Here is a 12,367-nt window from a genome sequence, read left to right on the forward strand (position 1 = left end):
CTTTCTACGCATGTCCGGCGCGGCCGGTTGGTCCCCTCGCGTACCGGGTTGCATAGCTGTCGGCGCCGCATTGGCTCGCCGACCCGTCAGCTCTTCCTGGTTTGCCTCGTTAGCCCGATCCACGTATTCAGCCGCCTTACGACCAGCCCCGCCCGATGTGTGCCGGTAGTCGTTCCGCCCCGGCTCACCGCCCCGCATAACCGAACCAGACACCGCAGAACCTCGACTCGACTCGCGCGATCCTCTGCCCTTACTCGATCCCCTCAGCTCGCCTGCCTCAGGACGAGCCGAGACGCTGTCGGCGCTCGACCGCTCGGCGCGTGCGCCACGCCGCTTGGTGTCGGACGGGGTCGGTTCGCCCGTGTTCACCTCAGTGCGGTCCGCGCGATCTTCGGTCGCGCCCCTTCGACCCTTGCCGCGCCCGGTGGTGCCTGCCGGGCGCCGCGTCGTGCGGGTTGGTTTGCCCTGGCCGGCATCACCCTCGGCCCGAGCGCCCGCGGCCGAACTGTCGCGTTCGGGGTGATCAGCCTCGCCATCGCTGTTGGTAGCGGCGGTCGTGTGGTCATCCGGCGCTGGGGCAGGTGCGGCCTGCGCCAGCGTGGCGGGTGTCGAGGTGGTGCCCTTGCGGCGGGCGCGTGGGACGACGGCTGCTGGAGTTCCAGACCGTTCGGGCGCCTTGCGTACGCGGGGGAGAGGCCCGCGCGCGGCGTCGGAGGTTGACGTGGGCTCCTGCGTCTCTGAACCGCCAGGAGCAGGAAGGTCCAGCGGGAGTTGCGGGTCCATTTGCACCGCCGTTGGCCGGCGGCGCGCCGCGGGCGTTGACTGTGTGGTGGCCTTCGAGCGCGACCGGCTCCGCCCGGTGCCACCCGGGCCGGGGTCGGCGGCCGGAGCTACCGAGACCGCAAGTGGCTCCTGGGTCGCCTTCGAGACCCCGGAAAGACCAGGATTCGAGCGCGCACCGACCGGTCGCGCGGCTCCGGACCGCGCGGGCGTCGATTTCGTCGCCGCCGACTGTGCATCCGCTGATTTGGCCACTTCCGACCTCGCAGCGATCGGTTCCGCCGCCACCGACACTCCAGCCACCGGTTCCGCAGCCACCGACACCCCAGCTAACGGTCCCGCAGCCATGGGTTCCGCGGCCAAGGGTTCCGCAGCCCTTGACTGCGCAACTCCCGATCCTGCAGCCCTCGATCCCGCAGACGGAGACGCGGCGGTTCCCGACCTTACGGCCGCCGGCCGCCTGGGTGCCGGCTGGCCAGCCGTGGAGAGGGCGGTTTCCGACGTCGCAGCCACCGACCGCCGACGACCAGGCGCCGACGGGCCCGGAGCGGCAGGGACTGGCTCGTGAAGGTCCGCTTGCTGCCTCGGCGACGGCGTCGAGGAACGAGGCACCGCCGTGGTTCGCTTCGCTCTGGGAGCCGGGGGCTCGATGCCAGGTGCCGGCGAGCCTGTGCGACGAGTCGCGGCGGCACCAGGACGCGCCTGGGTCTTTGATGTCGCCCGGCCGGTGCTACCCGCCAGGGGCTCCGCGCGACCCGGCAACGCCGACTTGCCCGCCGGCTTGGTGCGGCCATGCACGGTTCCGGCTTCCAACGCGGTTCCAGGACCAACGGGCTTGGCCGAAGCCGGCTTACGACGGCGACCTACCGGCACAGTTGTGGGCGCCGACTCAGCTGGGGTGCGCGAGTTGGGCGCCGCCCCAGACTCGACACCAGGCGCACCAGACTGCCGCTCTGATTCAGCCACGATGCCCGAACCTGAAGGCGGCAAAGACTCCTCAGCCTGCGAGCCGGACGCCGGCGCGGCTTCGCCGCTACGCGAGCTCGACCGCGTCGCTGCCTTGCCAGCGCGCGAACCCGACCGCGGAGCGGCCTCACCCCCACGCGCACTCGACCGCGACGAAGGCGCTGCCGGACCGCGTGAACTCGGCTGGGCCGCCGGCTCAGCCGCGCTACCCGAACTCGACCGGGACACAGCCTTGGCGCCGCGCGAACTCGACCGCGGCGCGGGTTCGGTATCACGCGAACCGGACCGCAGGTCACGCGCAGCAGCGCGCGAGGCCGACCTTGGCGCAAGCTCAGCCGCACCGCGCGCACTCGACCGCGGCACAGACTCACCACCACGCGAACTCGACCGCGGCGCGGGTTCGGTATCACGCGAACCGGACCGCAGGTCACGCTCAACGGGGCGCGAGGCCGACCGCGACGAAGGCTCAGCCGCGCCGCGTGGACTTAACCCGGATGGGGCCTCGGAACCGCGCGCGCTCGACGGCGGCACGGACGAACCGCCGCGCGGACTTAAACGCGGCGTAATTTCGGCACCGGGTGAACCTGAGCGGGGTGCTTTCTCGGCATTCGCCGCGTCGACGACCGCGGCACGCGCACCGCGCGCAGCCCGCACACCCGACCGGGGCGCGCCCTCGGCATCGGCCGCGTCAACGACCACCGCACGCGCACCGCGCGCAGCCCGCACACCCGAGCGGGGCACGGCCTCGGCATCGGCCGCCCTTTTTGCAGCCACGCGCCCACCGCGCGCAGGCGCAACGGAAGGCTTGCTCGAGACCGAAGCGGCCCGACGCCCCCGAACAGACGCGGGCTCCGAAGCCGCAGCGGTCAACTCGTCTCCGCCACTACCGGGCGTCGAGGCGCCACCGCGTCGACGAACCTTCTGCGCCGACGGACCCGATTCAGCCGCGGCGGTCGGGGGCACGCTACGCACGCGACCGGACGACCCAGCAGCGGCCTCCGCCGAACCCCTGCTCACAGACTTACCGCGGCGTGCACGACCCTCCGCCGGCGAGCCCGCGATCGGGGCAGCAGACGCGGACTTACGAGGACGGCCAAGGGGCACCACGGACGCCGGATCGCCTGTTGATGACGGGGAGGCTGACCCCGACCCACGACGGCGGCCAGGCGACGACGCGGTGCGGCCATCGTCCGAAGGCGGCGGGGAAACCGACGCTGAGCCGCGCCGACGAACCGGTGCCGACGCAGCAGGCGAATCGTCCGCAGAACCCGAGGAGACCGACGCCGGCCCGCGACGGCGGGTGGGCGGTGGTGCGGTGGGTGGGTCGGCCGTAGGCGGCGGGGTAGAGGTCTCGAACCCAGGTGCTGGTCCCCGCCGGCCCATCTAACCCCTCCGCGTTCTCCCGCGCCCACCGCCGTCCGGAGCGGAGCGGCGGCGACCCCGGTCCGCCGACGCCGACCGGGGGCGTGCTGGCTCGACTACGCGCTCGCGGACGATTTCCACGACGGTCGTCGGCGGGTCGACCAGGCCGACCCCGCAGTGCCGGACGACCGGCGTGGAACCACCCAGTCGACCGATCGCGGTCTGGTGTTCCGCGATCTCGTCGGAGGCCGACGCGCCCTTGAGGGCGAGCAGCCGTCCGCCGGGTGCGGTGAGGGGGAGACACCAGCCGGCGAGCCGGTCGAGCGGCGCGACCGCCCGAGCGGTGACCACGTCGGCGGGGACAACCGCGTCCCGCGCCTCCTCGGCCCGGCCTCGGACGACTGTCACGGTGTCGTCCAGGCCGAGTTCAGCCACCACCTCCGCCAGGAAAGCGGTCCGTCGTGCCAATGGCTCGACCAGGACCATGGTCAGGTCCGGCCGCGCCACCGCAAGCACGATACCGGGCAAACCCGCCCCAGACCCCACGTCAATCACCGAAGCGCCGGACGGGATCAATTCGGTCATCGTGGCGCAGTTGAGCAGGTGGCGGTCCCAGATCCGGGGGGCCTCGCGCGGGCCGATCAGGCCGCGCACCACGCCGTCGGTCGCCAACAGGTCCGCATAACGCACAGCCAACGGGAGCCGCGAGCCGAAGAGGGCCACGGCCGGCTCATGAAACGGCCCGGGTGGCATACCACCCGGGCCGGAAGAGACATCAACCATCAGGGAGCCGGGCGTACGACGATCCGGCGGTGCGGCTCGACGCCCTCGGACTCGCTCTCCACACCGGCGAGAGCGTTGACGACATCGTGTACGCACTTGCGCTCGAACGCCGACATCGGCTCGAGGCGCACGGACTCGCCATACTCCTTGACCTTCTCGACCGCGTTCTTCGCCACCGCGGCGAGCTCCTTGCGCCGGTTGGCCCGGTAGCCGCCCACGTCGAGCAGCAGTCGGCTCGGCGAGCCCGTCTCGCGGAAGACCGCCAGGCGGGTCAGCTCCTGCAGCGCCTCCAGCGTGGCGCCGCGCTGGCCGACCAGCGGCTGCAGCCGGCCGCCGACGACCTCGACCATCGGGCGACCGCCGGAAACGAGCTCGTCGATGTCGCCGTCGTAGTCGAGGATGTCGAGCAGGCCCTCGACGTAGTCCGCGGCGATCTCGCTCTGCCGGAACAGGTCGCTGTCGCTGGTCTCCTTGGTCTCGGCGACAACCGCACCGGCCTCGTCGGCCGAGTCGTCGTCAGCGTCGTCGGCCTCGTCAGCCTCCGCGGGCGAGTCGGTCAGCTCCGCCTCGTCGGTCACGTCAGCCTCGTCCGCACGCGCAGCAGCCTCGTCGTTCTCCTCGTCGAACGGCTTGTCGGTGCGGGGGATGCTGGTCTCGGTCACGGTGTCATCTCCGTATGTCTCGCGCTGGACCCCTGGGTCCGCTGGTCAGCCCGGGCGGGTGAGCGAGTCACCCGGCCGGGCACGTCTGTGTCGCGAGGCGCGGCCGGTGGAGGAGTCACCGGCCGCAGCGCTCACTTGCGTTTAGCCGGGCGGCGGCCGCCGGCCTTCTTCGGGTTCACCGGTTTAGCGCCCGGCTTGGGCGCCAGGGCCTTTCCATCGGTGGCGGGCTTGGCGTCCGCGGACTGCGCAGCGCCGTTGGACTTGGCGCGCGCGGCCGGCTTGCCGTTGGCCGCACCCTTGCCGACCGCCTTGGGGGTCGCGCCGGGCTGCGGGGCAGCGGCGGACTTGGCCGCGTCGGTGATGCGGCTGAGCAGGCCACCGGACTTCGGCTGCGACTGGGTCTCGCGGGCCGCGGCGGCGGCCCGGGCCTTCTCGCCGGCTTCCGAGTAGCGGTTGACCGTGTTGCTCTTGCTGACCGGCGGCGGCGGGAACTTGCGCAGGACCCACTGCTGCTGAGCGAGCGTGAAGAGGTTGTTCGTGACCCAGTAGATGATCACGCCGATCGGGAAGATCGCACCGGAGATCAGCAGCGAGGCCGGGATGCCGTACAGCATGATCCGCTGAAGCATGCGCTGCTGCGGGTCCTCGGCCCAGCCGGTCTTGAGGATCATCTGGCGGCTGGTCAGGTAGGTCGTCGTGATCATGATGGCGACCAGGATGGCCGCGATGACCTTCACGGTGACGACGCTGGCGTCCAGGGCGGCGAGCTCGGTCGCGCTGGAGCCGAACCGGCCGGAGATGGGTGCGGTGAACAGGGTCGCGTGCGACGCGCTGTCGAACTGCGCGGCCGTCCAGCCGTACAGCTCCTTTGCCTGGTTGTTCGGGTTTACCCGTTTCAGGACGTGGAAGAGGCCCAGGAAGACCGGAATCTGCAGGAACATCGGAAGGCAGCCCATGAGCGGGTTGGCCTTCTCCGTCCGGTACAGCTCCATGATCTCTTTCTGGAGCGTTTCCCGGTCACCCTTGTGTTTCTCCTGCAGCTCCTTGACCTTGGGCTGCAGGGCTTGCATAGCGCGCTGCGACTTGATCTGTTTGACGAAGATCGGGAACAGGATGACGCGGACGGTGACGACCAGGAAGAAGATCGCCAGGATCCACGACCAGGTGGTGCCGAGCACCGCCTTGTCGGGCACGCCGATGGCATCCCACACCCCGTGCCAGCGCAGCAGGATCCACGAAATCGCGTAGTAGATCCAGTCGAGACTGATGTGCACCAAGGGCTCCCGTCACTCGGCCAGGGGTTCCGCCGTGTTGGCGGGGCGACGACGACGCGGTTCCGGCACCGGGTCGTAGCCACCGGGGTGGAAGGGGTGGCAGCGCAGCAGCCGCCAGATCGCCAGGCCGGTTCCACGGATCGCGCCATGCCGCGACACCGCCTCGAGGGCGTAGGCGCTACATGACGGATAGAACCGACAGCGAGCCGGCAGTGCCGGGCTTATCCAACGACGGTACGCGATGATGCAAAAAGCCAGTACGCGGGCGGGGAGACTGATGTTTTTGGGTGTCGAGTTGCTGATGGTTTCCTGAGAACTCACGACCGCTCCCGACCCTTTCGCCGGGGGTCGCGGGCCAACGCGATCGCGTTGTCAAGATCGACACCCAGTCGCTGGTACGAGCGGTCGGCCGCCCTGGGCAGCGCTCGGACCACCAAGGTCGTGCCCGCCGGCAGGCTGTCGAGCCGCTCGCGGGCGAGGTGCCGCAACCGGCGCTTGACCTGGTTGCGGACGACGGCACCGCCCACCGCCTTGGACACGACGAAGCCGACGCGCGCCGGCGGTGTGGCGTTGGCCGCACCAGGGGCGGACGTCGGCTCGTCGAGGTCGTGCGGGTGAGACTCGAGGTCAGGCTGGGACGGGAGGGTCAGATGGACGACCACCGCACCGCGACCGGCGCTGCGGCCGGTGCGGACTGCGGTGGAGAACTCGCTGCGGCGCCGAAGTCGCTGCGCTGCGGCCAGCATCGCTGCCCTACTTCCATCCCGGTGCCGGACTGAGGTCAGGCCGACAGCTCCTTGCGGCCCTTCGACCGGCGGGCGGAGAGGATCGCGCGGCCGGCGCGGGTGCGCATGCGCAGCCGGAAGCCGTGGGTCTTGGCACGCCGGCGGTTGTTCGGCTGGAAGGTGCGCTTGCTCACGTCAGGCTCTCCGTCGTCGGGCGGCCCATGAGGAGGCGGGCCGGGTCGTGTGGTGGTCGATGCGCGAGGCGACAAATGTGCGAGCGCATCAGCCGGCATGCGCGAGAGGCGTTCACACACCTACGCAGCAAACATCCGCCACCCTACCAGAGGGCGACGGAGCGGCCGCTCAAGCCTACGCACGGACGCAATGACCGTCAAACACCGGCAAACAGCGCGTCGCCGCAGGCCGCGGCGGGTACGACGCACCGCACCCCTGCCCTCTTTCGCGTATGCCGGGGAGGCAGTTCTGTGGACAACGGTTGTAGGGGTGTGGACAACGCTGTTAGCGTGCCGGGTTGCTGGTCGGCGATCTGGGGGGCTCACGACTGCCATACGGGGCAAAACCGGGCGAGGTGGTCAATCGTTCGGCACGGTGTAGCCACACCGATGCCGGATCGGCTGAGTCCGGGTCGTCAGTTCGTATGAGTAACGGCACCACGATCGGTCAGCACACAGGCTGTGGACAACTTGTGGACAGCGGTCAGGCCAGCCGCCCGTACGCGGGGGTTATGCCAGGTCAAGGCGGGTCTGGACAGAGCCCACCGTGGCCGAGCACGTGAAGCGAGGGGGGTGGCAACGGGGTGTCCGAGACGATCGATCTCGCCGGCGTCTGGATGGCGGCGACGGACGAGCTCGCGGATGAGATCGTCTCCGCCCAGCAGCGTGCCTACCTCCGCCTGACCCGGCTCCGCGCCATCGTCGAAGACACCGCGCTGCTCTCCGTGCCTGACGCGTTCACCCGCGACGTCATCGAGTCCCGCCTGCGCCCGGCGATCACCGAGGCGCTGTCGCGCCGGATGGGCCGCGCGATCCAGGTGGCCGTCACGGTCCGCCCGCCCGAGGACGGCCAGGGCCGCCCCGCCGGCACCGTCTATACCGGCGCACCGGAGACCCCCGGCGACTTCGCCGGGCCACCCTTCCCACCGCAACAGCGCACGACGGCACCGGACGAGACGTCGACGCCGGACCGGCCGCACCTGGCGCCGGCACCGACGCTGGGCCAGCTCGACTTCCCGCAGCCCCAGAGCCCGGCCGCGCCGCCGGCACCCCGCCCGGCCCTCGCCGCCCAGCCGGCGCCGCAGCCTCCCGCGCAGCGGCCGAGCCCGACGCCGCCGGCCAACAAGACCGAGAGCGCGCCCGAGGAGTCGGTCAGCGCGCTGAACGCACCGACCGCCCTGCACAGCGTCATCCAGCCCAAGCCCAACCCGCCGATCGACCCGGCACCGAACAGCCCGGCAGCCCCGGCCTCGGCACCGGCCCCCGCGCAGGCCCGTCCGGCGGGCACCGGAGCCGTCGGCACGGCGCGCCCGCCGGTCCCGTCGGCCAACCCGCAGCCGCGGGACTCCGACCGCGACCGCCAGGACGCGCTCTTCGCCACCCCGTACCCGCCGGCCCCGCCCTCGGCCTCTGCCGGCTACCAGTCGGGCGGAACGACCTACGGCACGCCGACCCCGTACTCACCGCGCCCGCAGACGCCGGCCACCGACCGCGGTGACAGCCGGCCGGGCGGCGACAACCGCGGTGTCCTGCCCTACGACGAGCCACCGACCCAGCCGTTGCGCCGCGACAGCGGTTCCGACAGCGGGCCCGGTCGTTCGGGCGATCCGCGCCGCGACGACCGCCGGGCCGGTGCCGACGGCGGCGGCAACCGGTTGAACCCGAAGTACATGTTCGAGACGTTCGTCATCGGCTCGTCCAACCGGTTCGCGCACGCCGCGTCGGTCGCGGTCTCCGAGTCGCCGGCGAAGGCCTACAACCCGCTGTTCATCTACGGCAGCTCCGGGTTGGGCAAGACGCACCTGCTGCACGCGATCGGCCACTACGCCACGACGCTGGGCAACGCCCGCTCGGTGCGCTACGTGTCGACCGAAGAGTTCACCAACGACTTCATCAACTCGCTGCGGGACGACAAGACCAGTGCGTTCCAGCGCCGCTACCGCGACGTCGACATCCTGCTGATCGACGACATCCAGTTCCTGGAGAACCGCGAGCGTACGCAGGAAGAGTTCTTCCACACCTTCAATACCCTGCACAACGCGAACAAGCAGATCGTCATCACGTCCGACCGCTCACCGAAGCAGCTGGCCACATTGGAGGATCGGCTGCGCACGCGGTTCGAGTGGGGGCTGCTCGCCGACATCCAACCGCCGGACCTGGAGACGCGGATCGCGATCCTCCAGAAGAAGGCGGCACAGGAACGGCTGTACGCGCCACCGGACGTGCTGGAGTTCATCGCCTCCCGGATCTCCAACTCGATCCGCGAGCTCGAGGGCGCGCTGATCCGGGTGACCGCGTTCGCCTCGCTGACCCGGTCCCCAGTGGAGCTCGCGATCGCCGAAGAGGTGCTCCGCGACTTCATCCCGGACGGCTCGGGCCCGGAGATCACCGCCGACCAGATCATGGTCGGTGCGGCCGACTACTTCGGAGTCTCGCTCGAGGACCTCCGCGGCCACTCCCGCTCGCGCGTGCTCGTCAACGCCCGTCAGGTGGCCATGTACCTCTGTCGTGAGCTGACCGACCTGTCGCTGCCCCGGATCGGGCAGGCGTTCGGCGGCCGCGACCACACCACGGTGATGCACGCGGACCGGAAGATCCGTCAGCAGATGGCCGAACGGCGCTCGCTCTACAACCAGATCGCCGAGCTGACGAACCGGATCAAGCAGTCCTCCTGATAGCACCCGGGTCTTCACAACCCGGTCGCGCTCGATCCACCAATTAGGACCTTATCCACAGGCCGACGTCTATCCACAGACCGGCACTGTTTTCCCCAGCTTGCCCACAGGCGTACCCCCAGCGGTGTCCACACGACGAAAAACCGTCGCTGCCCGCGTTTCCAGTATTGTCCGGATTAGGTTGTTTACTAGGATTAGTCTGGATCACTCTGCGTCCCCAGGTTTCTGCACAGGTAAGGAGCGGTTATCCCCCGAACACACAGGTGACTCGCGTCTATCCACAGTTCCCACATCGAATCCACAGCCGCTGTCCACCGTCGTGGACGGCGTCGTGGTCGTGCCCGTCGATATCCACACAGGCTGTGGACGAAGGCTGGGGACAGTGCTGTGGACGTGGGGCCGAGCATCCACAGCGACGGTGGACATGTGCGCATCGTGTTGAAGGTTCTGGGGAAAGCCAGAAGATGATCTCCAGGGCCTGGGGAGAAACCGTGGGGAAACCCGGTGGACAACCGGTGGACAACTTCGCGTCGCTGTGTGCGAAGGCTCGCCTGTGGAGAAGCGGCCGAGTTACCCGCAGGCTTCTCCACATGTTCGACACCGGTGGATAACGGGTCTGAGCTGCGGAAACTCGGGTTCTCCACAGTTCGCACAGGACCGATGAAGACGACTACTTATCTCTTTAGAGAGAAGAAAACCAATCATCACGTCTGGGGATTTGTGCATGGCCGTAGAACCTCGCCAGAAATCACCGGGGTCGGGCGCACGTCAGGCCGAGCCTCGCCTTAAGGTGCGGTGGGGCATCTTGTATCTGACCCGGCCCCGTCCTAGCCGACCCGGAGGCAACGCATGAAGTTCCGTGTGGAGCGCGACGCGCTCGCCGACGCCGTGGCGTGGACGGCGAAGAGCCTGCCCAGTCGCCCGTCCGTGCCTGTCCTCGCCGGTGTGATGCTGCGTGTCTCCGACGGCAGCCTCGAGGTCTCCGGCTTCGACTACGAGGTCTCCAGTCAGGTGACCGTCGACATCCAGGGTGACGCCGACGGCGCCGCACTGGTCTCCGGCCGCCTGCTCGCCGAGATCACCAAGGCGCTACCCGGCAAGCCGGTCGACATCGCCGCCGTCGGCTCGCACCTCGAGCTCGTCTGCGGCAGCGCCCGGTTCACCCTCCCGACCATGCCGGTCGAGGACTACCCGAGCCTGCCGGCGATGCCCGCCAGCGCCGGCACGATCGACGCCGCGGCCTTCGCCACAGCGGTGGCCCAGGTCGCGATCGCCGCGGGCCGTGACGAGACGCTGCCGATGATGACCGGTGTGCGCCTGGAGCTCTCCGGCAACAACATCGCGCTGCTGGCCACCGACCGCTACCGGCTCGCCATGCGCGAGCTGGAGTGGCGCCCAGAGGACCCCGAGATCAGCCTCAACGCCCTCGTGCCGGCCCGCACGCTCAACGACACGGCAAAGACCCTGGGTCCGCTCGGTGGCGACGTCACGATGTCGCTGGCGCACGGTGGCGCCGGCGAAGGCATGATCGGGTTCTCGGCCGGCACTCGACGCACCACGAGCCGGCTGCTCGACGGAGCCAACTACCCGCCGGTCCGCTCGCTCTTCCCGGCCAGCCACAACGCCGAGGCCCGGGTATCCGTGCCGGCGCTGGTCGAGGTCGTGCGCCGCGTCGCCCTCGTCGCTGAGCGCACCACCCCGGTGCTGCTCAGCTTCGGCCCCGACGGCCTGGTCGTCGAGGCCGGCGCCAGCGAGGAGGCGCGGGCGAGCGAGGCGATGGAGGCCACCTTCAGCGGCGAGCCGCTGACCATCGGCTTCAACCCGCAGTACCTGATCGACGGGCTGCAGAACCTACTCGCGCCGACGGCACTCCTCTCCTTCGTCGACGCGTACAAGCCTGCCGTGATCTCGCCCGCCGGTGACGACGGCGAGATCGTCTCCGGATACCGGTATCTGATCATGCCGATCCGGGTAACCCGCTGATCGGCGGGCACGGCACGAGCAAAGGGCACGTCAACGGGAGGAGAACCCGCTATGCAGCTGGGGCTCATCGGCCTGGGCCGGATGGGTGGCAACATGCGCGAACGTCTGCGCGCCGCCGGTCACGAGGTCGTCGGATTCGACCATAAGCCAGAGATCTCCGACGCCAAGAGCATGGCCGACCTGGCCGCGAAGCTGACCGCTCCGCGCGCCGTGTGGGTGATGGTCCCGGCCGGGGTCACCGACTCCACCATCGACGAACTGGCCACCCATCTCAGCCCCGGCGACATCATCATCGACGGTGGCAACTCCCGCTTCAGCATGGACGGCCCGCGGGCGGAGCGGCTCGACCCGCAGGGCATCGGCTACGTCGACGTCGGCGTCTCGGGCGGTGTCTGGGGCAACGAGCTCGGCTACGCGCTGATGGCCGGCGGCTCCGACGAGCACATCGCGCGGCTCATGCCGATCTTCCAGGCGCTCAAGCCGGCCGGCGAGTTCGGCTTCGTGCACGCCGGCCCCGTCGGCGCCGGGCACTACGCCAAGATGGTCCACAACGGCATCGAATACGGCATCATGCACGCGTACGCCGAGGGCTACGAGCTGCTCGGCGCCTCCGAGCACGTGGTCAACGTCCCCGGCGTGATCAAGTCGTGGCGCGAGGGCACGGTCATCAAGTCCTGGCTGCTCGACCTGCTCGACCGAGCGCTCGACGAGGACCCGGGCCTGGACGCGATCAAGGGCTACGCCGACGACACCGGCGAGGGCCGTTGGACGGTCGAGGAGGCGATCCGGCTCGCGGTGCCGTTGCACGTCATCGCCGCGTCGCTGTTCGCCCGCTTCGAGTCGCGCGAAGACGACTCGCCGGCGATGAAGGCGGTGGCCGCACTGCGCAACCAGTTCGGTGGACACCCCGTCCATAAGAGCTGA

The 12,367-nt window shown here is 70.0% G+C and carries 9 protein-coding genes; 3 read left to right on the forward strand and 6 right to left on the reverse strand.

The window, feature by feature from the left end:
- Positions 1–3,129 precede the first annotated feature (3,129 nt).
- The 6 genes from rsmG to rpmH all read right to left on the reverse strand — a co-directional run bounded on the left by rsmG (position 3,130) and on the right by rpmH (position 6,746).
- A complete protein-coding gene (gene rsmG, locus CHC05_RS37555; RefSeq protein WP_425426904.1) occupies positions 3,130–3,891 on the reverse strand; it encodes a 16S rRNA (guanine(527)-N(7))-methyltransferase RsmG in 762 nt (253 codons plus the stop codon).
- Positions 3,891–4,451 (reverse strand): Jag family protein, encoded by a 561-nt coding sequence (locus CHC05_RS37560; protein ID WP_425426908.1) that lies wholly within the window; start codon positions 4,449–4,451, stop codon positions 3,891–3,893. Before CHC05_RS37560 ends, rsmG begins: the two co-directional genes overlap by 1 nt.
- A gap of 233 nt (positions 4,452–4,684) precedes the next feature.
- Complete coding sequence (gene yidC, locus CHC05_RS37565; protein ID WP_089255458.1) at positions 4,685–5,821, reverse strand: membrane protein insertase YidC; 1,137 nt, start codon at positions 5,819–5,821, stop codon at positions 4,685–4,687.
- Positions 5,822–5,839: 18 nt separating this feature from the next.
- Positions 5,840–6,106, reverse strand: coding sequence for a membrane protein insertion efficiency factor YidD (gene yidD, locus CHC05_RS37570; protein ID WP_218824805.1), 267 nt, complete (start codon positions 6,104–6,106; stop codon positions 5,840–5,842).
- 38 nt (positions 6,107–6,144) lie between these two features.
- The gene (gene rnpA / locus CHC05_RS37575; RefSeq protein WP_089255421.1) at positions 6,145–6,573 is read right to left on the reverse strand and encodes a ribonuclease P protein component; all 429 of its coding nucleotides are present in this window, start codon (positions 6,571–6,573) and stop codon (positions 6,145–6,147) included.
- Between the two features lie 35 nt (positions 6,574–6,608).
- Complete coding sequence (gene rpmH / locus CHC05_RS37580; protein ID WP_089255422.1) at positions 6,609–6,746, reverse strand: 50S ribosomal protein L34; 138 nt, start codon at positions 6,744–6,746, stop codon at positions 6,609–6,611.
- Between the two features lie 656 nt (positions 6,747–7,402).
- Between rpmH and dnaA the strand changes: the two genes are divergently transcribed.
- The 3 genes from dnaA (at position 7,403) to gnd (ending at position 12,367) form a co-directional block, all read left to right on the forward strand.
- Complete coding sequence (dnaA, locus tag CHC05_RS37585) at positions 7,403–9,460, forward strand: chromosomal replication initiator protein DnaA (RefSeq protein WP_245871422.1); 2,058 nt, start codon at positions 7,403–7,405, stop codon at positions 9,458–9,460.
- A gap of 849 nt (positions 9,461–10,309) precedes the next feature.
- A complete protein-coding gene (gene dnaN / locus CHC05_RS37590; protein WP_089255424.1) occupies positions 10,310–11,443 on the forward strand; it encodes a DNA polymerase III subunit beta in 1,134 nt (377 codons plus the stop codon).
- A gap of 51 nt (positions 11,444–11,494) precedes the next feature.
- Positions 11,495–12,367 carry a phosphogluconate dehydrogenase (NAD(+)-dependent, decarboxylating) gene (gnd, locus tag CHC05_RS37595; RefSeq protein ID WP_089255425.1) on the forward strand — a complete coding sequence of 291 codons (873 nt, stop codon included), beginning with the start codon at positions 11,495–11,497 and terminating at the stop codon, positions 12,365–12,367.

Origin of the sequence: Asanoa hainanensis (assembly GCF_900188485.1) — a bacterium.
Lineage (GTDB): Bacteria > Actinomycetota > Actinomycetes > Mycobacteriales > Micromonosporaceae > Asanoa > Asanoa hainanensis.

Excerpts from the sequence above, each read along its gene's own strand:
- dnaN (WP_089255424.1), top strand. The coding sequence starts at position 10,310 with ATGAAGTTCCGTGTGGAGCGCGACGCGCTCGCCGACGCCGTGGCGTGG.
- rsmG (WP_425426904.1), bottom strand. The coding sequence starts at position 3,891 with ATGGTTGATGTCTCTTCCGGCCCGGGTGGTATGCCACCCGGGCCGTTT.
- dnaA (WP_245871422.1), top strand. The coding sequence starts at position 7,403 with ATGGCGGCGACGGACGAGCTCGCGGATGAGATCGTCTCCGCCCAGCAG.
- rnpA (WP_089255421.1), bottom strand. The coding sequence starts at position 6,573 with ATGCTGGCCGCAGCGCAGCGACTTCGGCGCCGCAGCGAGTTCTCCACC.
- gnd (WP_089255425.1), top strand. The coding sequence starts at position 11,495 with ATGCAGCTGGGGCTCATCGGCCTGGGCCGGATGGGTGGCAACATGCGC.